23 protein-coding genes and 1 pseudogene are annotated in these 22895 nt (G+C 56.9%); 17 read left to right on the top strand and 7 right to left on the bottom strand.

The features are described from left to right. Positions 1-9 precede the first annotated feature (9 nt). The 3 genes from hpaA (at position 10) to SPE70_RS02935 (ending at position 3220) form a co-directional block, all read left to right on the top strand. A complete protein-coding gene (gene hpaA / locus SPE70_RS02945) occupies positions 10-900 on the top strand; it encodes a 4-hydroxyphenylacetate catabolism regulatory protein HpaA (protein ID WP_012542961.1) in 891 nt (296 codons plus the stop codon). Positions 901-1125: 225 nt separating this feature from the next. After that, entirely contained in the window at positions 1126-2688 is a 1563-nt protein-coding gene (gene hpaB / locus SPE70_RS02940) for a 4-hydroxyphenylacetate 3-monooxygenase, oxygenase component (RefSeq protein WP_002887473.1), read from the top strand. A 19-nt stretch (positions 2689-2707) separates the two neighbouring features. Beyond that, complete coding sequence (locus tag SPE70_RS02935) at positions 2708-3220, top strand: 4-hydroxyphenylacetate 3-monooxygenase reductase subunit (RefSeq protein WP_012542962.1); 513 nt, start codon at positions 2708-2710, stop codon at positions 3218-3220. A 74-nt stretch (positions 3221-3294) separates the two neighbouring features. On the opposite strand, the gene SPE70_RS02930 is transcribed toward SPE70_RS02935, so the two are convergent. After that, a complete protein-coding gene (locus SPE70_RS02930; protein ID WP_074183194.1) occupies positions 3295-4005 on the bottom strand; it encodes a transcriptional regulator in 711 nt (236 codons plus the stop codon). A 127-nt stretch (positions 4006-4132) separates the two neighbouring features. After that, positions 4133-4756, bottom strand: a complete 624-nt coding sequence (locus SPE70_RS02925; protein WP_008807579.1) for a hypothetical protein — start codon at positions 4754-4756, stop codon at positions 4133-4135. A 384-nt stretch (positions 4757-5140) separates the two neighbouring features. Between SPE70_RS02925 and SPE70_RS02920 the strand changes: the two genes are divergently transcribed. From SPE70_RS02920 to SPE70_RS02900, 5 genes are all read left to right on the top strand, one after another. Next, positions 5141-7291 (top strand): carbon starvation CstA family protein, encoded by a 2151-nt coding sequence (locus SPE70_RS02920; protein ID WP_008807580.1) that lies wholly within the window; start codon positions 5141-5143, stop codon positions 7289-7291. Positions 7292-7400: 109 nt separating this feature from the next. Next, positions 7401-7604 (top strand): YbdD/YjiX family protein, encoded by a 204-nt coding sequence (locus SPE70_RS02915; RefSeq protein WP_002887451.1) that lies wholly within the window; start codon positions 7401-7403, stop codon positions 7602-7604. A gap of 11 nt (positions 7605-7615) precedes the next feature. Beyond that, the gene (gene yjiA, locus SPE70_RS02910) at positions 7616-8572 is read left to right on the top strand and encodes a GTPase (RefSeq protein WP_008807581.1); all 957 of its coding nucleotides are present in this window, start codon (positions 7616-7618) and stop codon (positions 8570-8572) included. Positions 8573-8965: 393 nt separating this feature from the next. Continuing rightward, entirely contained in the window at positions 8966-9511 is a 546-nt protein-coding gene (locus tag SPE70_RS02905) for a YfaZ family outer membrane protein (protein ID WP_008807582.1), read from the top strand. Next, positions 9511-9831, top strand: coding sequence for a hypothetical protein (locus tag SPE70_RS02900; RefSeq protein ID WP_016160232.1), 321 nt, complete (start codon positions 9511-9513; stop codon positions 9829-9831). Before SPE70_RS02905 ends, SPE70_RS02900 begins: the two co-directional genes overlap by 1 nt. A gap of 49 nt (positions 9832-9880) precedes the next feature. Here SPE70_RS02900 and SPE70_RS02895 read toward each other — a convergent pair whose 3' ends face one another. Both SPE70_RS02895 and SPE70_RS02890 read right to left on the bottom strand, forming a co-directional pair. Further along, positions 9881-11251, bottom strand: a complete 1371-nt coding sequence (locus tag SPE70_RS02895) for an NAD-dependent succinate-semialdehyde dehydrogenase (RefSeq protein WP_064170636.1) — start codon at positions 11249-11251, stop codon at positions 9881-9883. Positions 11252-11409: 158 nt separating this feature from the next. Further along, entirely contained in the window at positions 11410-12348 is a 939-nt protein-coding gene (locus SPE70_RS02890; RefSeq protein ID WP_324726469.1) for an Rpn family recombination-promoting nuclease/putative transposase, read from the bottom strand. Between the two features lie 217 nt (positions 12349-12565). Between SPE70_RS02890 and SPE70_RS02885 the strand changes: the two genes are divergently transcribed. The 8 genes and pseudogenes from SPE70_RS02885 to SPE70_RS02850 form a co-directional block, all read left to right on the top strand. After that, the gene (locus tag SPE70_RS02885) at positions 12566-13381 is read left to right on the top strand and encodes an AraC family transcriptional regulator (RefSeq protein WP_012969012.1); all 816 of its coding nucleotides are present in this window, start codon (positions 12566-12568) and stop codon (positions 13379-13381) included. Positions 13382-13428: 47 nt separating this feature from the next. After that, positions 13429-14091, top strand: a complete 663-nt coding sequence (locus tag SPE70_RS02880) for a LysE family translocator (protein ID WP_008807586.1) — start codon at positions 13429-13431, stop codon at positions 14089-14091. Then, a complete protein-coding gene (locus SPE70_RS02875) occupies positions 14084-15376 on the top strand; it encodes a DUF445 domain-containing protein (RefSeq protein WP_012969014.1) in 1293 nt (430 codons plus the stop codon). Before SPE70_RS02880 ends, SPE70_RS02875 begins: the two co-directional genes overlap by 8 nt. Before the next feature lie 53 nt (positions 15377-15429). After that, complete coding sequence (mdtM, locus tag SPE70_RS02870) at positions 15430-16677, top strand: multidrug efflux MFS transporter MdtM (RefSeq protein WP_012969015.1); 1248 nt, start codon at positions 15430-15432, stop codon at positions 16675-16677. Positions 16678-16702: 25 nt separating this feature from the next. After that, positions 16703-16942 (top strand): DUF2164 domain-containing protein, encoded by a 240-nt coding sequence (locus SPE70_RS02865; protein WP_008807589.1) that lies wholly within the window; start codon positions 16703-16705, stop codon positions 16940-16942. A 97-nt stretch (positions 16943-17039) separates the two neighbouring features. Continuing rightward, the gene (locus SPE70_RS02860; protein ID WP_064170637.1) at positions 17040-18191 is read left to right on the top strand and encodes a double-cubane-cluster-containing anaerobic reductase; all 1152 of its coding nucleotides are present in this window, start codon (positions 17040-17042) and stop codon (positions 18189-18191) included. Positions 18192-18200: 9 nt separating this feature from the next. Further along, a complete protein-coding gene (gene yjiL / locus SPE70_RS02855) occupies positions 18201-18968 on the top strand; it encodes a putative 2-hydroxyacyl-CoA dehydratase activator YjiL (protein ID WP_324726468.1) in 768 nt (255 codons plus the stop codon). Then, positions 18965-19216: pseudogene (locus SPE70_RS02850) on the top strand (DUF3343 domain-containing protein); the annotation flags it as partial. The gene yjiL and the pseudogene SPE70_RS02850, both read left to right, overlap by 4 nt. A gap of 134 nt (positions 19217-19350) precedes the next feature. On the opposite strand, the gene SPE70_RS02845 reads toward SPE70_RS02850, so the two are convergent. The 3 genes from SPE70_RS02845 to SPE70_RS02835 are packed head-to-tail and all read right to left on the bottom strand — an operon-like array spanning position 19351 to position 21618. Further along, positions 19351-20454, bottom strand: a complete 1104-nt coding sequence (locus SPE70_RS02845) for a M20 peptidase aminoacylase family protein (protein WP_023297005.1) — start codon at positions 20452-20454, stop codon at positions 19351-19353. A gap of 20 nt (positions 20455-20474) precedes the next feature. Continuing rightward, positions 20475-20942, bottom strand: a complete 468-nt coding sequence (locus SPE70_RS02840) for a YjiG family protein (protein WP_008807593.1) — start codon at positions 20940-20942, stop codon at positions 20475-20477. After that, on the bottom strand, positions 20935-21618 hold the full coding sequence (locus tag SPE70_RS02835) for a nucleoside recognition domain-containing protein (RefSeq protein ID WP_008807594.1): 684 nt from the start codon (positions 21616-21618) through the stop codon (positions 20935-20937). The genes SPE70_RS02840 and SPE70_RS02835 overlap by 8 nt, the downstream gene beginning before the upstream one ends. A gap of 362 nt (positions 21619-21980) precedes the next feature. On the opposite strand from SPE70_RS02835, the gene SPE70_RS02830 reads away from it, so the two are divergent. Then, positions 21981-22895: a LysR family transcriptional regulator gene (locus tag SPE70_RS02830; RefSeq protein WP_008807595.1), complete on the top strand. Its 915-nt coding sequence runs from the start codon at positions 21981-21983 to the stop codon at positions 22893-22895.

Here is a 22895-nt window from a genome sequence, read left to right as displayed (position 1 = left end):
GGAGCCGCTATGTGCCAAAGCCCAATCGCCAACATCGATATCAATAAAGAGTACGACGAGAGCCTGGGCACCGAAGAGGTGCACTATCAGTCGTTTTCCCGCATGGCGGCCTTTTTTGGCCGCGACATGCAGGCGCATCGTCACGACCGTTATTTCCAGATGCACTACCTTGATACCGGGCAGATTGAGCTGCAGCTTGATGACCATCGCTATTCGGTGCAGGCGCCGCTGTTTGTGTTAACGCCGCCCTCGGTGCCGCACGCGTTTATTACCGAGTCCGATAGCGATGGTCACGTGTTGACGGTGCACGAAGAACTCATCTGGCCGCTGCTGGAGGTGCTTTATCCCGGCACGCGGGAGACCTTCGGCCTGCCGGGGATCTGTCTGTCGCTGGCAGATAAACCCGACGAGCTGGCGGCGCTGGCCCACTACTGGCAGCTGATTCGTCGGGAATCTACCGCCCAGTTGCCCGGGCGGGAACACACCCTGGCGCTGCTGGCGCAGGCGGTATTTACCCTGCTGCTGCGCAACGCCAGGCTCGACGATCATGCCGCCAGCGGGATGCGCGGCGAGCTGAAGCTATTCCAGCGCTTTAACCAGATGATCGACAGCCACTACCATCAGCACTGGACGGTACCGGATTACGCCAGGGAGCTGCATCTGACCGAATCGCGGCTGACCGATATCTGCCGCCGCTTCGCCAACCGTTCGCCGAAGCGGCTGATATTCGACCGCCAGCTGCGCGAGGCGAAGCGGCTGCTGCTGTTTTCCGATAGCGCGGTCAATGAGATTGCCTGGCAGCTGGGGTTTAAAGACCCTGCCTATTTTGCGCGCTTTTTTAGCCGCCAGGTCGGCTGCTCGCCCAGCAGCTACCGGGCGCAAAAAGTACCTGTGTCGTAATACCCCGGCGGCGCTGCGCTTGCCTGGGCTACAGACCACAGGGCGGGTCAGCGCCGCGCCACCCGCCAAAAGCTGCCGAGATCACAAAATTTAATCCCGCCTGAAAAGTACCCGCCGTTGTCGCAAACGTCCCTTCACGGCAAGCGCAATAACCGCTTCAATTAAACAACAAAAACAAAACATATATTTAACATTATTTTTCCGATAAATACTGAAGAGGCCCCTATGAAACCTGAAGATTTCCGCGCCGACGCGAAACGCCCGTTAACTGGCGAAGAGTATTTAAAAAGCCTGCAGGATGGCCGCGAAATTTATATCTACGGCGAGCGCGTGAAGGATGTCACCACCCACCCGGCCTTCCGTAACGCCGCGGCTTCTGTCGCTCAGCTGTACGATGCGCTGCACAAACCGGAGATGCAGGATTCCCTGTGCTGGGGCACCGATACCGGCAGCGGCGGCTACACCCATAAATTCTTCCGCGTGGCGAAAAGCGCCGACGACCTGCGCCAGCAGCGCGACGCCATCGCCGAGTGGTCGCGCTTAAGCTACGGCTGGATGGGCCGCACCCCGGACTACAAAGCCGCCTTCGGCTGCGCGCTGGGCGCCAACCCGGCGTTTTACGGCCAGTTCGAGCAGAACGCCCGCAACTGGTACACCCGCATTCAGGAAACCGGCCTGTACTTTAACCACGCGATCGTCAACCCGCCGATCGACCGCCACAAGCCGGCTGATGAAGTGAAGGATGTCTACATCAAGCTGGAAAAAGAGACCGATGCCGGGATCATCGTCAGCGGCGCGAAAGTGGTCGCCACCAACTCAGCGCTGACCCACTACAACATGATCGGCTTCGGCTCCGCACAGGTGATGGGCGAGAACCCGGACTTCGCGCTGATGTTCGTCGCGCCGATGGATGCCGAAGGCGTCAAGCTTATCTCCCGCGCCTCCTATGAGATGGTCGCCGGTGCGACCGGCTCCCCGTACGACTATCCGCTTTCCAGCCGTTTCGACGAGAACGACGCGATTCTGGTAATGGATAAGGTGCTGATCCCATGGGAGAACGTACTGATTTATCGCGACTTTGACCGCTGCCGCCGCTGGACCATGGAAGGTGGTTTCGCCCGCATGTATCCCCTGCAGGCCTGCGTACGCCTGGCGGTAAAACTGGACTTTATCACCGCCCTGCTGAAACGCTCTCTGGAATGTACCGGCACCCTCGAGTTCCGCGGCGTACAGGCCGACCTCGGCGAAGTAGTCGCTTGGCGCAACATGTTCTGGGCGCTTAGCGATTCCATGTGCTCGGAAGCGACGCCGTGGGTCAATGGCGCATGGCTGCCGGATCACGCCGCGCTGCAGACCTATCGCGTGATGGCCCCGATGGCCTACGCCAAGATCAAGAACATCATCGAGCGCAACGTCACCAGCGGCCTGATTTATCTGCCGTCCAGCGCCCGCGATCTGAACAACCCGCAGATCGACCAGTATCTGGCGAAGTACGTGCGCGGCTCCAACGGTATGGATCACGTTGAACGTATCAAGATCCTCAAACTGATGTGGGACGCGATCGGCAGCGAATTCGGCGGTCGCCATGAACTGTATGAGATCAACTACTCCGGTAGCCAGGATGAAATTCGCCTGCAGTGTCTGCGCCAGGCGCAGAGCTCCGGCAATATGGACAAAATGATGGCGATGGTCGACCGCTGCCTGTCCGAGTACGACCAGAACGGCTGGACGGTGCCGCATCTGCACAATAACGCTGATATCAACATGTTGGATAAGCTGCTGAAGTAATTCACAGCGGGAGGTCATAATGCAATTAGATGAACAACGCCTGCGTTTTCGCGATGCCATGGCCAGCCTGTCGGCGGCGGTTAACGTTGTCACCACCGAAGGCGAAGCCGGTCGCTGCGGCATTACCGCCACGGCGGTGTGCTCGGTGACGGATACGCCGCCATCGGTGATGGTTTGTATCAACGCCAACAGCGCGATGAACCCGGTGTTTCAGGGTAACGGCAAGTTGTGCATCAACGTGCTGAACCACGAACAGGAAATCATGGCCCGTCATTTCGCCGGGATGACCGGGGTGACGATGGAAGAGCGGTTTGCCCTCAGCGGCTGGCAGCAGGGCGCGCTCGGGCAGCCGGTGCTGAAAGGTTCACTGGCCAGTCTCGAAGGCGAGATAAGCCAGGTGCAAACCATTGGTACCCACCTGGTGTATCTGGTGGAGATCCGCAATATTACCCTGAGCCCGCAGGGGCACGGTCTGATTTACTTTAAACGCCGTTTCCACCCGGTGATGATGGAAATGGAAGTGGCAGTCTAAAATCCGCGCCCAGGTTTACTTATCGCCCGATGCGTAAACCTGGCGCTTAATATGCGTCATCTCACCCGCCAGCCTTATTCAACAGCGCGACATGAAGCCCAATCAAAACGTCCACCGCCGCGGAAATTTTGTTCCCGGTAGTCAGCAGGTAATGTTAAGTGCCAGCCTTTTCGCCTGGCGGTACAGGCAATAACCGGAAATTGAGAATAATCTATAGCGTCATGAATAAATTGTTGTTTACCTATATTTGTTAAAAAGGCATCTCCCCGATTCCAGATAGCTTTTTTTAACTTGATATTCCAGGTCTGATAGCTTTCGCCAGCAATTGTATAACCTTCACCTTCAGGCGCTTTTTTGGTCCAGTCAATCTCGCCGCCATCGTATAAATATTGCCATACAGCATAGCGCTCAAGGGTAAACTGGCTGGGTAAAGTACTGACATTTTTAGAATCGATTTTATCGAGTAATTGCGAATTCGCTAACAGTAGCGCCATGGCTTTATGCATGTAACCCAACATAATATCGGGACGTTCGGGCACTCCCTCTTCTGCTTCAAACAAAGAGATATAAGCGAGATAGAGCGCATCATCACGCACTTTTTGACCGTTCGCCGCGGCGTTGGCGACGATTTTCGCCGCCCGATATTGTAAACTTCCCCAGGATTCCTCACCGCTAACAGGCCTGTAGCGATTATTGTATTTTTCTCCCGTCAGGTAGCCCTGAGCTGCGTTTAAATCGTTAGCGTTTAACGCCGATTTAGCGCGCTGATGGTCGGATAAGGTCATTATATTGCGCCCCGTATTTCTGGCAATATAATACGACTGACGACAATCAGAAAGGAGCATAACCATAATGACCATGGCAATAATTCTAAAAAAAATCTTATATATTCTCACCGTGAAGTCCTTTAATTTATTTATAAATATAATGTTTGGAAACTTGTCTCGGTTCGATGTATAGCAAAACGGTTACCCGACCTTTTTTATAAGTACGTTGCCAGGTAGAACAATTTGTTATTTTATTCAGATCTAATCTTTTACTATACCACTCCTGCTGTTTTGCAATGCAGGCGGAAAGACTTTGATAGAATTTCCCTTTGTCTGCAATGAACTCTTCTTTGATTGTCGCTGGCCCATATTCTCGATCAAGGACCTTAACTTCCTCATTATATAAGGCGAGTGCTTCCCGGCCATCATCAACTTTATAGGCCTGCTGACTGGAATCAACATCAGCGCTAACAAAAACACTTTTCAGCCCTTTATTCTTATCGAAATAAAGCTTCATCTCCTGATATTTCAATGCCCCCACTTCCTGGGGAGTCAGCGTTGAGATAATCAGATCCGGGTCTTTTCCGGCATAATTGATATCTGATACCTCAAGAGAATATAAAGGCGTGTTTCTGGCTTCATCGTAACTCATCCCCCAGCGCAAATTATAAGGGGCTGCCGGCTCATCAACAGCCTGATGTATCTCTCTTGCATGAGCAAATGTTAAATAAAAAGCACTGGCGACGATCATTATCTTTACAAATTTCATAACACGAATTCCCTTTGCTAAACGCTATCCATACGACATGACAAAGCCAGCATAATATCAAAATACCTCTATTTGAAATAAAGATAGTAATCTGCGGGTGATAAAAACCGTTATCCTCAGTTTGAAAGCATATCTTTGAGATGCGCAGAATAATATTGTGAACTTAATCACACATTTACGCGCTCTCGTACTCATATCTAACCGCTTACCCCTTCCAGTAACCGCTTAACCTCCTATACAACCACTCACCCATTTACCCAACTTTACGCGCGCGCTGTTCTGGCAAGATCGGAGGCAGCCTAGCTAATCAATACCTCCATCAACCCTTACTTAAAACCAGACGGCTTCGGCCAATTATTCATCTAATTAACGCCAGGTTTTACTATGGATACCAAAAAACTATTCAAGCACATACCCTGGGTGATTCTCGGAATCATCGGGGCATTTTGCCTCTCAGTCGTCGCGTTGCGCCGCGGTGAGCACGTCAGTGCCCTGTGGATCGTCGTCGCCTCGGTTTCTGTGTACCTCGTCGCCTACCGTTATTACAGCCTGTACATCGCGCAGAAGGTGATGAAGCTTGACCCAACGCGCTCGACGCCGGCGGTCATTAATAACGATGGCCTGAACTATGTGCCAACCAACCGCTACGTGCTGTTTGGCCACCACTTTGCCGCCATTGCCGGCGCCGGCCCGCTGGTTGGCCCGGTACTGGCCGCGCAGATGGGCTATCTGCCGGGCACCCTGTGGCTGCTGGCCGGCGTGGTGCTGGCGGGCGCGGTACAGGACTTCATGGTGCTGTTTATCTCCTCACGGCGTAACGGCGCCTCGCTGGGCGAGATGATCAAGCAGGAAATGGGGCCGGTTCCGGGCTCTATCGCGCTGTTCGGCTGCTTCCTGATTATGATCATCATCCTCGCGGTGCTGGCGCTCATCGTGGTGAAAGCGCTGGCGGAAAGCCCGTGGGGCGTCTTTACCGTCTGCTCGACGGTACCTATTGCCCTGTTTATGGGGATCTACATGCGCTTCCTGCGCCCTGGCCGCGTGGGTGAAGTCTCGGTTATCGGTATCGTGCTGCTGGTGGCGTCCATCTGGTTTGGCGGCATCATTGCCCACGACCCATACTGGGGCCCGGCGCTGACCTTTAAAGACACCACCATCACCTTTACCCTGATTGGCTACGCGTTTATCTCCGCGCTGCTGCCGGTATGGCTGATTCTGGCGCCGCGTGACTATCTGGCCACCTTCCTGAAAATCGGCGTGATCGTCGGCCTGGCGCTGGGGATCGTTATCCTCAACCCGGACCTGAAAATGCCGGCGGTGACCCAGTACATTGATGGTACCGGCCCGCTGTGGAAAGGCGCGCTGTTCCCGTTCCTGTTTATCACCATCGCCTGCGGCGCGGTCTCCGGCTTCCACGCGCTGATCGCCTCCGGCACCACGCCGAAGCTGCTGGCCAACGAAACCGATGCCCGCTTTATCGGCTACGGTGCGATGCTGATGGAGTCGTTCGTGGCCATCATGGCGCTGGTCGCCGCCTCGATTATCGAACCGGGTCTCTACTTCGCGATGAACACCCCGCCAGCGGGCCTTGGCATCGTCATGCCGAACCTGCATGAAATGGGCGGTGAAAACGCGGCGATGATCGCCGCGCAGCTGAAAGAAGTGACCGTCCATGCGGCGGCGACCGTCAGCTCCTGGGGCTTCGTGATCTCCCCTGAGCAGATCCTGCAGACGGCGAAAGATATCGGCGAACCTTCGGTACTGAACCGCGCCGGCGGCGCGCCGACGCTGGCCGTCGGTATCGCCCATGTGTTCCATAAAATCATCCCGATGGCGGATATGGGCTTCTGGTACCACTTTGGTATCCTGTTTGAAGCGCTGTTTATCCTCACCGCGCTGGATGCCGGTACCCGCGCAGGCCGCTTTATGCTGCAGGATCTGCTGGGTAACTTCGTGCCGTTCCTGAAAAAAACCGACTCACTGGTCGCCGGGATTATCGGTACCGCGGGCTGCGTCGGCCTGTGGGGCTACCTGCTGTATCAGGGCGTGGTCGACCCGCTGGGCGGTGTGAAGAGCCTGTGGCCGCTGTTCGGTATCTCTAACCAGATGCTGGCCGCCGTGGCGCTGGTGCTTGGCACCGTGGTGCTGGTCAAAATGCAGCGCACCAAATATATCTGGGTCACCGTTATCCCGGCAGCGTGGCTGCTGCTGTGCACCACCTGGGCGCTGGGTCTGAAGCTGTTCAGCAGCAATCCGCAGATGGAAGGCTTCTTCTTTATGGCTCAGCAGTATAAAGAGAAGATTGCCGCCGGCGGCGAGCTGACCGCGCAGCAGATTGCCAACATGAATCATATCGTGGTCAACAACTACACCAACGCCGGGCTGAGTATCCTGTTCCTGGTGGTGGTGTACAGCATCATCTTCTACGGCATCAAAACCTGGCTCAACGTGCGCAACAATAAGGTGCGTACCGACAAAGAGACCCCGTACGTGCCGGTACCGGAAGGCGGCGTGAAGACCTCGTCACATCATTAACCCTGATGCCGGATAGTGCTACGCGTATCCGGCCTACAAAAAGTGCATTAACGTAGGCCGGATAAGGCGCTAGCCGCCATCCGGCTTTATTCGTTATCTGGAACTTACAATGTTTGGTAACTTAGGTCAGGCAAAAAAATATCTCGGTCAGGCGGCAAAAATGCTAATTGGCATTCCGGATTACGACAACTACGTCACACATATGCAAACCAACCATCCGGATCAGCCGTACATGACTTATGAAGAATTCTTCCGCGAACGCCAGCAGGCCCGCTACGGCGGAGACGGCAAAGGCGGCGTACGCTGCTGTTAATGGAGGCAATAATGGCACCGATTGCAGTCACCCTACTCACCGGTTTTCTCGGCGCAGGAAAAACCACCCTCCTGCGCCATATCCTGAATGAGCAGCACGGTTTCAAAATCGCCGTGATTGAAAATGAATTTGGCGAAGTCTCCGTTGACGATCAGCTGATCGGCGACCGCGCCACGCAGATCAAAACCCTGACCAACGGCTGTATTTGCTGTACGCGCTCCAACGAACTGGAAGACGCCCTGCTCGATCTCCTCGACAGTCGCGATCGCGGCGAAATCGAGTTTGACCGGCTGGTGATTGAGTGCACCGGCATGGCCGACCCGGGGCCGATTATCCAGACCTTTTTCTCCCATGAGGTGCTCTGCGAGCGCTATCTGCTGGACGGCGTGATCGCCCTGGTGGATGCCGTCCATGCCGACCAGCAGATGGATCAGTTCACCATCGCCCAGTCGCAGGTCGGCTATGCGGACCGCATTTTGCTAACCAAAACCGACGTTGCCGGCGACACCGAGAAGCTGCGCGAACGGCTGGCGCGCATCAATGCGCGGGCGCCGGTTTATACCGTCATTCACGGCGATATCGATCTAAGCCAGCTGTTTAACACCAGCGGCTTTATGCTGGAAGAAAAGGTTGTCAGCGCCACACCGCGTTTTCATTTTGTTGCAGAAAAGCAGAACGACGTCTCGTCGATTGTGGTCGAGCTCGACTATCCGGTGGATATCAGTGAAGTTTCACGGGTAATGGAAAACCTGTTGCTCTCCTTCGCCGAGCAACTGATGCGCTATAAAGGCATGCTGTGGATCGACGGCGAGCCAAATCGCCTGCTGTTTCAGGGCGTGCAGCGCCTCTACAGCGCCGACTGGGATCGCCCGTGGGGCGATGAAACGCCGCACAGCACGCTGGTATTTATCGGCATTCAGCTGCCGGAAGAGGAAATTCGCGCCGCATTTGCCGGGTTACGACGCTAACCTGCCCGCCTGCGCCCCAAGGCGCAGGCACCATCCTCTCTCTGACACCTCGCCAAAAACAGGGACCAAACGTCGGCAGCGCGTCGAAAAATGTAAAGCAACGTTTTAATAAGTAACAGCAGAAACACTTTTGGAAATAATAAGAAACTAAATGAATAGGATCCTTAATAATTAATGCCCGCCCTGTTCAGTTTCTGTTTAGCCCACCCATTAAACCGCGGCTAAACAGACCAAATTTGCTGATTGACCTCGCCGTAACCCAACGTCATTACAACATTTTCAAAACACCGCCCTGACAAACCCAGCATAAAAAATTGACGTAAGTCACATTTGCAGAGGTAAACATCGATTGTTAAGGTGCGCTCAGACAAATTTAATGACGAGGAGCAAACCATGAAAAAGCTTAACATCCTGATTGTTGCTGCCCTGACCGCGGTCTCTGGTTCCGCCATGGCGATGGGATTTACCGTTGAACAAGGTAAAAACTTCACCAATCTGAATATGGAAATGGGTAAATCCTCTTCTGGCCTGTACGCCGAAAGCCACTGGCTGAAGAATACCGATGATGGTAGCCAGACCGGCGGCGTTGGCGCGGGTTACAATCTGGAAGTAGGTCCGGTTATGCTCAACGCTGGCGCGAAAGCTATCTACCTCGGGCCGAAAAAAGGCGATAACGGCGTCGCGTTTCCGGTCGGCGGCGGGGTGAACGTGGCCCTGACCGACAGCATCCACGTGTTTGGCGAAGGGTATGTCGCGCCGGACGGCCTGAACAACAGCGTAAAAAACTATGTCGAAGCGAACGGCGGCGTAAGCTGGTCCCCGATTGGTCCAGTGACGTTGAAAGTGGGTTACCGTCACGTGAGCGTTGACGGCAAAGAGGGTCGCCCAAACCACACCCTGATTGATGGCGCCTACGTGGGCGGCGGAGTCACCTTCTGATGAAACCACGTCTCGCCGCGCTCTCTGCGCTGAGCCTGGCGTTGCTGCTGACCGGCTGCACTCAGTATACCTGGGTGAAGCCGGGTTTAAGCGATGCCGAAATGCATAAAAAGCTCACCGAATGTGAAGCGCAGGCCCTGGTCGATCTCCCTCCGGATAACGTGGTGACCGGGTCCAGTTCAGAAAAAACGGACAAAAAACATAAGAAACAGGATGTTGAAACAAGCTATACGGTAGAAGACGCGAATGAATATCAGCGGGAGACCTTAGTCGACAGCTGTATGTTCAAAAGCGGCTGGGATAAAGTCGAAGTGCAATGAATCTATTATAAAAAAACCTGCCGAATGGCAGGTTTTTTTATGGCCGGGCTTAGTGGCGCACCACCACCAGCATCTGGTTCACAAACTCTTTGATGCCGAGATCGGAGAGCTCCCGTCCGTAACCGGAACGCTTCACGCCGCCAAACGGCAGCTCCGGCGCGGTATCGGTAAGCCAGTTGATATAAACCATCCCGGTTTCAATGGCGGAGGCCATCCGTTTGGCGCGTTCGATATCCTGACTGAAGACCGCGCCGCCCAGACCATAGTGGGAATCATTGGCCAGCTGGATTGCCTCCTCGTCATTTTTCACCACGTAGATCTGCGCCACCGGGCCAAAGAACTCTTCAAAGTACGCCGGGTTGTCACGGGTGATACCGGTCAAAATGGTGGGTTCAAAGAAATTGCCTTCTCGTGCCACCGCTTTGCCGCCCAGATGCAGCGTAGCGCCATTTTTCACCGCCTCGTCCACCTGTTTGCTTAGGGTGTCCAGCGCATCTTTGGAAGAGAGCGGCCCCAGCGTGGTGCTTTCATCCAGCGGATCGCCGATTTTCACCTGGCGAAACGCCTCACTAAATTTCGCCAGAAACGACTCAGCGATATTTTCGTGCAGGATAAAACGCTTGGCAGCGGTACACACCTGGCCGGCGTTATTCAGCCGCGCCTGGACGCCGATTTTCACCGCGCGTTCCAGGTCGGCATCGTCCAGTACCACAAATACATCGTTACCGCCCAGTTCCAGCGTCGATTTCTTAATATGCTTCGCCGCCTGCGCCGCCACCACGCTGCCGGCTTTCTCCGACCCGGTGAGCGCCGCGCCCTGCACGCGATCGTCGGCGATAATCTTCGCCACCTGATCCTGGGAGATAAACAGGTTGGTCCACGCCCCTTCCGGTGCGCCGGCCTCGCGCACCAGATGGGCAAAGGTCTCCGCGCAGTGCGGCACAATGCTGGCGTGTTTGGCGATAACCGGGTTGCCGGCCGCCAGGTTTGGCGCCAGGACGCGCATCAACTGGTAATAGGGGAAGTTCCACGGCTCCACCGCCATTAAGACGCCGATGGGATGATGCTCAACCCAGGCGTCGCCGAGTTCGGAGGGATATTTCACCGGCGCCAGCAACGATTTGGCGTTATCGGCATAATAGCGGGCGATCTGCGCGCAAAGTTTCACTTCGCCGCGGCTCTGCTTAATGAGTTTCCCCATCTCCTGGCTGGCGATTTTTGCCAGTTCCTCCGCCCGGCTGTCGATCAGATCAGCCAGCTTATGCAGTACCGCCAGCCGCGGTTCAATATCGCCTTTTGCCCAGGCTGAATGGTAGAGCGCATCCGCCTGCTGCAGCGCCGCCTCCACGTCCGCGTCGCTGTGCGCCGGGTACGTTTTAATAAGCTGATTATTCGCAGGATTCACCGTCTGATAGGCCATATCGCATGTCTCCTTGTTATCGCTATTAAGGCAGTCAAAAATGCCGTCAAGGATATTAAGGGTAGTCGAGATGGCTGGCGATGCGGGTAAAGTTAGGTATATCCGGAATATTCCATAAAGAGGCTAACCGGGGCTACCTTCAGGCCGCCCCGGCGTTATCAATGTTCCAGCGTGGCGATCTCGTCGGCGGCCAGGCCAGTGATTTTCACCACCGTCTCGCGGGCAATACCGTCGTCCAGCATCCTCTGTGCAATGCGCAGCGCCTCGGCATGCTGTCCTTCTTGTCTGCCTTGTTGCCATCCTTCTTGCCGGCCTTCCCGTTTGCCTTTTCTGCGGCCCACTTCCTGTAATCTTTCGGCGATGGTCATCAATCTCTCCCTGTGCTGAGGAACCCGTTGCGCCACTTCGTGGATAAACCGGCCAAAGCGGCGCGCGTTGCCAGTCTGCAGCAGATAATTAAACAGCGTTTTTAGCTGTCTGTCATTAGCGTCCCCGCTAAGTAAAATCGTCGTCAGTTGCTCAACAATGCCCATTAAATCGCGCTGGCGAATATGCTTCTGTATCAGCTCGAGTAATGCCACGCGCCGGTGGCGAACGATCTCATCGTCGGGGATCACCGTGACATCCACCAGCGGAAAGGGCGAGATATAAAGCGCCCTCGCCAGCTGCGGATCGGCAAAACAGTCCAGCCAGCTGAGCGACCACGGGTATGGCGTGGTCGCTCCGTGATAGAACAGCATCGGCACCACCAGCGGCAGTCTGGTATGACCGCCATCAAGATGGCGCTGCATCGCGGCGATGGCATAGCGCATCAGGCGAAAAGCCATCTGCGCGTCCGGCGAGCTCTGATGTTCGATAACCACATAAATGTAGCCCTCGCCAGACGCGGTTTTGAGTGACCACAGCACATCGGAGTACCAGGCCCGCAGGCTCTCCTCGATAAAGCTTGCCGATTCCAGCTGTAAGGTATCGAGGTCGCAGCGCTGACGCAGCGCAGGCGGTAAATGGATCGCCAGGAAATCACGCGCGGTGTCGGCCTGAGTGAGAAACTGTTTAAACACCGCATCATGCGGCGTCGAGGTGGTACCCTTTGCCATCGGCTCATCCCTGCCTGCTTATCCTGCAGGGACTCTACGCGCTCGGAATGTTTCTGACACCCGGGCAATACAACCTTTACGCACCGCCACGAAAATAGATTTCCCCGGACTGCAAGCGCGACATCCTTTTTCGAGGCGGTACGCAAATCCAGGCGGGCGACAGCCTCCGCGCAGCATGCTATAAACGACCTCTCCCTCCTCAGCAAAGGTCGATGCGGTGAACCATACCCGAGATATCCCCCAAACCTTCTGGCGAGACGATCGTCTACCGTGGCTGGAGCTGCGCAGCACCTGGCGCAGCCGCCAGGCCTACAAACGCCACAGCCACCCGCAGCTCTCGGTGGGGGCGATTATCGAGGGGGAAACGCGCTGCCTGTGCAATGGTGAGGAATATCTCCTGCAGCCCGGGGATCTGATCGTGATCCCCCCGCACGCGCCGCATAGCTGTAATCCGCTGCATGACAGGCCGCGCAGCTATCATATGCTGTACCTGGAGGCGGCATGGTGCCACGCGCAGCGCCCGGATATTCCCCCTGGCGCCAGTATCGCCTCGCCGCAGCCACTGTTGCGCGACAGCCCTCTCTTTGCCTGTTTCCAGCAGGTTGTCGCCCTGATGAGCCGCGGGAGCCTTGAACAACTGCCCGCCCGGCTGGCGCAACTCCTGCACGCGCTGCCGCTGTGCGCCACCGCGCCGCAGGCGCCACATCACGCCAGCGCCCTGCTGTTTCAGCGCCTGGCGACAGATCTGCCAGCGCCGCCGTCGCTGGATAAGCTGGCCCACGACAGCGCGCTTCGTAAAGAGACCGTTATCCGCGCCGTGAAACAGGATACCGGCCTGACACCCGCCAGTTTGATCAACATGGCGCGCATCGAATATGCGAAAACGCGTTTACGCGCCGGGGACCCTATTGCCGATGTCGGCTATCAGGCTGGCTTTGCCGATCAGAGCCATTTCCATAAAACCTTTGTCAGCTATACCGCCGCCACGCCGCGGCAATATGCGCACAGCAGATCAATATCCGACAATAAGTAATACGGCACTTCGCTTAGGGTGGCCTCAGTACCATTATCGAGGCCACTATGCATACCTTATCGACGCTCTTTCCCGCCGCCTTCCCGGCGCTAGCCCTGTCTCACTTTGTCGCTCTGCTCAGCCCGGGCCCTGATTTTTTTCTGCTGGTCGGCTACGCCGTGCGCTACCGGATCCGCGGCAGCATCGGATTGTGTCTCGGCATCGCCGCCGGCAATGCGCTGTATATTGTTCTCGCCATCGTCGGCTGGGGGCTTCTGCGCCAGGCGCCGCTGCTGTTTTTGCTCATTGAGCTGTTGGGGGCGGGCTATTTACTGTGGGTTGGCAGCCTGCTGATACGCAGCCGTCCCGCGACGCTGGCGGTGGAGAGCATTCGCGCATCGCGTCCGGGGTTCGGCAGGCAGCTGCTGCTCGGGCTGGGGTCATCGCTGCTCAACCCCAAAAACGCTCTGTTTTATCTGGCGCTGATGACTTCCCTGCTCGGGCCGGCGGTCACCCTGCTGCAGCAAACGGTGAGCGGGTTGTGGATGGTCAGCGTGGTGTTCTTCTGGGATTTATTGCTGGTGAGTGCGATTGCGCTGCCGCAGGTACAGCGCCGCCTGGGCGCCATCGTCTGGCGAGTCGAGCGGGCGGCAGGGGCGGTCCTGATGATCTTCGGTCTGTGGATTATCTGGCGATTTTTGCACGACCTCGCCGTCAGGTTATATGCTTAAGTTTATGGAAAAACTCGCTGAACTCAAACGCGCCAAACTGCTGGCGCTGTCGCTGCTGCTGATCGCCGCCGCGCTATTTATCACCACCCTGCTGCTGCCGCCGACGCCGTGGGTCAGCGCGCTAAAGGCCATTTCCGAAGCGGCGATGGTCGGGGCGCTGGCCGACTGGTTTGCGGTGGTCGCGTTGTTTCGTCGTATTCCGCTGCCCTTTGTCGCCCGCCATACGGCGATTATCCCGCGTAACAAAGACCGCATCGCCGATAATCTTGGCCGCTTTGTCGAGGAGAAGTTCCTCGATACCCCGTCGCTGGTCGCGTTGATCCGCCGCTATGAGCCAGCCCTGATGCTCGGCAACTGGTTCAGCCAGCCGGAGAATGCCCGGCGGGTCGGCCAGCATCTGCTGCAGGTGATGAGCGGTTTTCTTGAACTGACCGACGACGCGCGCATTCAGCGCCTGCTGCGCCGCGCGGTACATAAGGCGATCGATAAAGTCGACCTGACGCAGACCAGCGCCATGATGCTGGAGGGAATGACCCGCGACAATCGCCACCAGAAGCTGCTGGATTCGCTGATAAGCCAGCTTATCGCCCTGCTGCAGCGGGACAACTCCCGCGCCTTTATCGCCCGCGGCATCGTGCGCTGGCTGGAGACCGAGCACCCGCTGAAGGCCAAACTGTTACCCACCGAGTGGCTCGGCGAGCACAGCGCCGAGATGGTCACCGATGCGGTGAATACCCTGCTGGACGAGGTGAGCCATGACCGTACCCACCAGATCCGCCAGGCCTTCGACCACGCGGTGCAGAAGCTTATCGACAACCTGAAATCCGACCCGCTCATGGCGCAGAAGGCCGAGAACATCAAAGCATATCTGAAAAATGATGAGACCTTTAACCGCTATCTCGGTGAAGTGTGGGGCGACCTGCGCAGCTGGGTAAAAAACGATATCAGCAGCGATGACTCACGTATTAAGCAGCGCATCGCCGAGGCTGGCCAGTGGTTCGGTGAAACCTTACTCCGCGACGACGCCCTGCGCGAATCGCTTAACGAACACCTGGAACAGGCGGCGCACCGGGTGGCGCCGGAGTTCGCCGCCTTCCTCACCCGCCATATCAGCGACACGGTGAAGAGCTGGGACGCCCGCGATATGTCGCGGCAGATCGAGCTCAATATCGGTAAAGATCTGCAGTTTATCCGCATCAACGGCACCCTGGTGGGGGGGACCATCGGCCTGATGTTGTGGCTGCTCTCGCAGATCCCCTCGCTGCTGCATCTGCATATTGGTTAGCAATGATACTATCCGAACAATAGCGCTGATAAATATTCCACAGGGAGGGAGAAATGATGCACCGGATTTCCCACTGGCTGACCCGCCACGCCGCCGCGCTGTTCTTCCCGGCGGCGCTCATTCTGTATGATTTTTCAGCCTATCTTACTACCGACCTGATCCAGCCGGGGATCCTCCACGTGGTGCGGGATTTCAATGCCGATGTGGCGCTGGCTCCTGCCTCGGTGAGCCTGTATATGGCCGGCGGCATGGCGCTGCAATGGCTGTTGGGGCCGCTCTCTGACCGGATCGGACGGCGTCCGGTACTGCTCACCGGCGCGCTGATTTTCACCCTCGCGTGCCTGGCGACGTTGTTCACCACCTCCATGACCCAGTTCCTGATTGCCCGCTTCGTGCAGGGCACCAGCATCTGCTTTATCGCCACCGTCGGCTACGTCACCGTGCAGGAGGCCTTTGAGGAAAAAAGATCGATCAGGCTGATGGCGGTGATCACCTCCGTCGTGCTGGTGGCGCCGATCGTCGGCCCGCTCTCCGGCGCGGCGCTGATGCATTTCATCCACTGGAAAGCGCTGTTCGGCATCATCGCCGCCATGGGGCTGGTGGCCTGGCTCGGCCTGCTGTTGACCATGCCGGAGACGGTGCGCCGCGGCGATGTGCCATTCAGCCTGCCCGGCGTGCTGCGCGATTTCCGCGCCGTCTTTCGTAACCGCATCTTTTTACTCGGCGCCGCCACGCTGTCGCTGAGCTATATTCCGCTGATGAGCTGGGTGGCGGTATCGCCAGTGATTTTAATGGACGCCGGCGGGCTGACCACCAGCGAGTTCGCCTGGAGCCAGGTGCCGGTCTTCAGCGCCGTCATCATCGCTAATCTGTCGGTGGCGCGCTGGGTAAAAGATCCCACCCGCCCGCGCTTTGTGCTCAGCGCGGTCCCGATACAAATGCTCGGCCTGGCCATCCTGATCGTTGGGAATCTGATATGGCCGCACGTCTGGCTGTGGTCAGTGCTCGGCACCTGCTTCTACGCCTTCGGCATCGGGCTGATTTTCCCGACGCTGTTTCGCTTTACCCTCTTTTCCAACGACCTGCCGAAAGGCACGGTCTCCGCCTCGCTGAATATCGTGATCCTCAGCGTCAGCGCGTTATCGATTGAAGGCGCGCGCTGGCTGTGGTTCCATGGCGGCAGACTCCCCTTCCACCTGTTGGCGGTGGCCGCCGGGATCGTCGCCGCCTGCTGCCTGGCCGGACTGTTACGCCATCAGCGCCAGTGTGGGCAAGCGGTGATCGAAGCCCGGCAGTCGTGAGCCCTTTTACGGAGAAAGCTCCATCATGAACGACATTGAACTCAGCCCGGCACAGCGCGACCTGCTGCGCGATAAGCTCAGCAAGTACTGCGAAGAGACCTTCAACCTCGAGCTGGAGCAGTTTGACGCCGAGTTTTTTGTCGACTTTATCGCCAAAGAGCTGGGGCCGCTGTTTTACAACGCCGGTATCGAAGAGGCTATCCGCACCCATCTGGCGTGGAGCGAGCGGATCCAGGAAGAGATGGATTTGAAGAAGGTCTATTAACGCCGCGCGCAGACGCAGGAGATCAATAAAAGCTCACAAACAACAGGGCTATAATGGCGACTCTTTCAGCATCTCCCGTGTACGGGGAAGGAAAATCATGTCGCTTATCACCGATCTACCCGCCATTTTTGACCAGTTCTCAGAAGCTCGCCAGAAGGGCTTTCTCACCGTCATGGATCTTAAAGAGCAGAACGTGCCGCTGGTGGGCACCTACTGCACCTTTATGCCTCAGGAGATCGCCATGGCGGCGGGCGCCATTGTCGTTTCACTGTGCTCCACCTCCGATGAAACCATCGAGGAAGCGGAAAAAGATCTGCCGCGCAACCTCTGCCCGCTTATCAAAAGCAGCTATGGCTTCGGCAAAACCGATAAATGCCCGTACTTCTATTTCTCTGACCTGGTGGTTGGGGAAACCACCTGCGACGGTAAAAAGAAGATGTACGAGTACATGGCCGAGTTCAAGGCGGTCCACGTCATGCAGTTGCCGAACAGCGCCAGCGACGCCGCTTCCCGCACGCTGTGGAAAACGGAGATCCTGCGCCTGCAGCAGGTGATTGAGACCCGGTTTGGCACGCCGATTAGCGAGGCGGCGCTACGCGAAGCCATCGTGTTGAAAAATCGCGAGCGCCGGGCGCTGGCCCACTTTTATCGTCTCGGGCAACTCAATCCGCCGGCGCTCAGCGGCGGCGACATCCTGAAAGTGGTGTATGGCGCCACCTTCCGTTTCGACAAAACCACCCTGATTGATGAACTGCATGCCATGGCGGAGCGCATCCATCAGGAGTGGCGGCAGGGTAAACGGCTGGAACCTCGTCCGCGGATCCTGATCACCGGCTGCCCGATCGGCGGCGCGGCGGAAAAAGTGGTCCGCGCCATCGAGGAAAACGGCGGCTGGGTGGTCGGCTATGAGAACTGCACCGGCGCGAAAGCCACCGAGCGCTGCGTGGCGGAAGAGGGTGACGTCTACGACGCCTTAACCGATAAATATCTCGCCATCGGCTGCTCCTGTATCTCCCCCAACGACCAGCGTCTGCAGCTGCTGAGCCAGATGGTGGAGGAGTATCAGGCCGACGGGGTGATCGACGTCATTCTGCAGGCCTGCCATACCTATGCCGTGGAATCGCTGGCGATTAAACGCCATCTGCGCCAGCAGCACGACCTTCCTTATATGGCGATAGAAACAGACTATTCGACGGCGGACCTCGGCCAGCTCAGCACCCGCGTCGCCGCCTTTATCGAAATGTTGTAAGGAGCTCGCGTGAACTATACGGTTGGCATTGATTCCGGCTCCACCGCCACAAAAGGCATCCTGCTGGCAGACGGCGTCATTGTACGCCGCTTCCTCTGCCCCACTCCCTTTCGCCCCGCCGACGCCATCCATAAGGCCTGGGAAACGCTACGCGCTGGCCTCACGGAGACGCCTTTTTTAACCCTCACCGGCTATGGTCGCCAGCTGGTGGATTTTGCCGATAAGCAGGTGACGGAGATCTCTTGTCACGGCCTCGGCGCTCGCCTGCTGGCGCCGGACACCCGCACGGTGATTGACATCGGCGGCCAGGACAGCAAAGTCATCCAGCTGGACGCCGAGGGCAATCTCAGCGACTTCCTGATGAATGATAAATGCGCCGCCGGCACCGGCCGCTTTCTGGACGTCATTTCACGGACGCTTGGCGCCAGCGTCGAACAACTCGACAGCATCACTGCAGACGTCGAGCCGCATGCGATTACCAGCATGTGCACGGTGTTTGCCGAATCGGAGGTCATTAGCCTGCGGTCGGCAGGCGTCGTGCCGGAGGCGATTCTGGCCGGGGTGATTAACGCCATGGCCCGGCGCAGCGCGAACTTTATTGGCCGCTTATCGGCGCAGGGACCACTGCTGTTTACCGGCGGCGTCAGCCACTGCGCCACCTTTGCCCGGATGCTGGAAAGCCATGTCGGCATGGCGGTGACAACCCATCCCGACGCCCAGTTTGCCGGGGCGATCGGCGCAGCGCTGATCGGCCAGCGCCAGCGGAGGCGCGGATGACAACCTTCCTGTTTTTATTTCATTCCACGGTGGGGGTGGTGCGGATGCGCAAAGCCCTGCAGGCGGCGGGAATGACCTTCGAGGTGAAGGATATTCCGCGCCAGCTGCGCAGCGGCTGCGGGCTGTGCATTTACCTGAGCTGCATGCCAGGCGATGAGCAACGATGGGTTATACCCGGCGAAACGGCAGCCCTGTTTCGCGTCGCCGGAAATGACTATCACCTGTTGGCGACCTATGCGCACCGCGGTAGCCCGGATGAGGCGTTAGCCGACATCCGGGACGCTTCCCCGGTAGCGCTTACGCTTACCGGGGCTACCGACAAAATGCCCAACCGTAGCCCGGGTAAGGCGTAAGCCGCTACCCGGGGGCTGGCAGCTTAGCTTCAGCCCAACAGCTGGCGAACGCAGGATTTGAATACCCGCACGCCATCCGCCAGCGCGGTGCGATCGAAATGCATTTCCGGATGATGCAGGCCCGGCAGCAGGTTGCAGCCCAGTCCCCAGAAGCCACCTTTCACCGCCGGGCGCAGACGCAAATAGTGGAAAAAATCTTCGCTGCCCGGCGTACTCTTCGCGGTCGTTAAGCCTGCCTCGCCAAAGGTTTCGCATATTGCCTGGCTTATGATAGCCGTGGCTTCTGCGTCGATAATCGCCGCCGGCATCTCTTTGACTACCCGGATGTCGACGCTGGCGCCATATGCTGCTGCGCTACTCTCGATAGCCCTGACCACGCGTTCTTTGAGTGTCGCCATGCCGTCATTTTCCTCGCAGCGCAGATCCCAACAAACGTGCGCTTTCGCCGGCACCGAATTGGTGACGCCCGCATCGCAAAGAAAGCGCGTCGCTTTCGCGCTCCAGGTAAGCGACGGCGCCAGATGGATACCGTTCACCGCCTGTACTGCATGCGAGGCGGCATCCAGCGCGTTAATGCCCAGATGCGGACGAGCGGCGTGAGCGGCTTTGCCGTGAAAATCCACCATCACCGTCGCCGAAGCGGAATAGTACATTGCCGGTACCGCCTGGCCCATCGGACACTCTTCCAGCGGCCGGAGATGGAAGCCGAACAGCATCTCTACGTCATCCAGTACCCCGGCCTCCGTTAAAGCGATCGCGCCCGTCCCCAGCTCTTCAGCAGGCTGAAAAAGCACTTTTAACTTCCCACGCTTTACCAGCCCCTCGGCGAGGATCTCTTCGGCGGCGGTTAATACCACCGACGAGTGGCCATCATGACCGCAGGTATGACGGGCCTCTAAGCGGCCATCGATAATATGGCCCAGCGCATCCATATCTGCCCGTAGCGCCACCACTGGCCCCGGTTCCCCGCTATCGATTTCGGCGACAATCCCGGTCGTCCCGCCAACGTTGCGGTGAACCCGGAACCCTGCCGCCGCCAGGGCGTCGCCGATGTAAGCCGAGGTTTTGTACTCCTCAAAGCCCAGCTCAGGTATTTGGTGCAGATAATTGAAATGCTCTAACGTTCGCGACACGACTGACTCCTTGCCTTTCATTATGCCATCACGCGCATGACCAGCATGGCGATGACGGCGTTGATAATGCTCACCGCCATCAGCAGCGGCCAGTATTTTTTCGGTACATCCGCCACCCCAAGCAGCCGCCCCATATACTGTAGTTGCGAACCCATCAGGAAGATGGCCGGGATCAGGATGGTGACGTCCGCCACGTTGAGGGTGCCTTTACTCAACAGGCTCACCGCCACTCCCGTCCCCGCCGAGGCGGAAAGCCAGGAGGTGAGCAGCACGGTAATCGCTTCGCCCGGTAAGCCAAACAGGCCCATCAGCGGCGCGCAGACCTGGCCTATCAACTGCATCACCCCGAGCAAATTAAGCATTTCGGCGATCACATATGCCATTAATACATTCGGCATCAGGTTGTTGATGGCGATATTAAATCCTTTACGTGCACCGATAACAAAAATATCAAACGGATTACTGGCCACTTTTGCCGAATTACTCATTATCAAAATCCCCTTTATAGGCCGTATTCAAAACCAGACGGGTGATTGCCGCGCCAACGAATTTCAACACAAACATTAACAGCAGCGGAATAATAATAGGGATGGTTAACGATGCGAAAAGCGCTGAGCCAATGGAGAAATAGTTATTGATCAGACCGGCGCCGGAATATTGCCATGCCCCCATAATCACCACATCTTTCCGACTAATTTTTTTGCTGTCATACAGCTCTTTGGTCAACGCGGCCCCGGCATCGGTGCTTTGGAGGTCGGTAATTAACGCCAGACCGGTATAACCCGGGATCCCCAGTAACGGGCGTAACAACGGCGTCAGCAGCTTATGCGCTGCACGTATCGCGCCATAATGGGTAAAGATTTCCAGCAACCCCAGCGCCAGCATCACCGTAGGGACCAGCGACAGCGCAAACAAGAAACCGGCCTTGGCGCTGATGCCGCCGCTGCCGATAAAAGTGTTAGTTTCCGGGGTCTTCATCGTGCCAAATGCGCCGCCGAGGGTGGTAAAGTCGAAAGCCCCCAGCCAGGCCATCCCTTCCACTTTAAACAGCAGCCCGGAGAAGACTAATAACACCACCACCAGCGAGATCCATGCTCCAGGTCCTACCCGCCACTCATTTGTCGCGTCGTCGGAGGAACGTTCCAACGTTTTATTTTCACTCATACCCTGTCCTCACATTATGAAATATCTTATTGGTCTTTTGCCATTTGGACGCTTTTCAATGTATTGGTTTTGGCATTGATTATTTTGACGTAAAAACCCATCAATAAATAAGGTGCCTCTCTTTTCCCGAAAAGCCGGCAACAGGCATATACCTCACTTATTTATATTTTTACTGGCATATCGATATCTTATTATTGGCAACCACCGGTGGTACTGGTTTATTGCCATGGCAGTTAATCCGTTCCGTGACTCCCCTTGTCTGTTATGTACCTGAATCACGATTATCTATAACTAGCCGGGATGATAAATGTCTGGTAAAGGATGTTATTGTTGACCTGAAGTCAACAAAGGAGGGAGACAGGATGTTACACGAACGTCCCATGAGCTATCTGTACGAAGTCGGGATCCAGGGGGGCATTCGGCGGGCCGCTGATATTCTGGGGATTAATCCGTCGGTTATCAGCCGCCAGATAGCGCAGCTGGAGCGAACGCTGGAACTCCCTCTGCTGGAGCGACAGGGGCGCAATGTGGCGCTCACTGAAGCCGGACGTTTGCTGGCCGAGGATTACCACGAAAGCCGCCAGCGGCGGGAAAAGCTGGAGAGTCATCTAAAGGATTTACGCCATATGCGTGGCGGCACCATCTCTGTGAGAATTGGCGGGGGGTTGGTGACGACCTTTATCGAGTCGGTGATGAGCACGTTTTCGCAGTCGTGGCCGAACGTATTCGTTGATATTAGCGTCGGCAATATGCAGGAGATGCTCAACGATATCGCCAGCGGTGAAGCGGATATGGCGGTCGCCTTCGGCCCCATCGGCAATCCGGAGCTTAAACGCCACAGCTTCCAGTGGGGGCCCATCTGCGCGGTGGTCTCTCCGCAGCATCCCATCGCGCGACAGTCAATGGTGACCATCGATGAGCTGACGCAATATCGCCTGATCGCCCTGACAGAAAGCTTTGGCCTACAGCGCCATATGAACGCCATGTTTAAAACCGCCGGGCGGCAGTTTCATCCGGCCTATCGCTGCAACCTCTTTTCCACCGCCATGAGCCTGAGCCAGGCCGGTCTGGGGATCTCTTTCATGACCGAATTCGCCGCCCGGGAAGCAATCGCTCACGGCATACTAAAGGCGGTCCCCATCGACCATCCGATCGCCAGCAGCGCCCAATGCCACTTATTACGCAACTCGAACCGCCGCTTTCCCCCCGCTGCGCACCATATGTGGCGCTTACTCCATAACGCCTTTCGCGATGCGCAGCGGGCGATGACGGTGTGA

The organism is Klebsiella sp. ZJOU C1 (genome assembly GCF_035620215.1).
In the GTDB taxonomy this organism is placed as follows: domain Bacteria; phylum Pseudomonadota; class Gammaproteobacteria; order Enterobacterales; family Enterobacteriaceae; genus Klebsiella; species Klebsiella variicola.
This window is presented reverse-complemented; position numbering and strand designations above follow the sequence as displayed.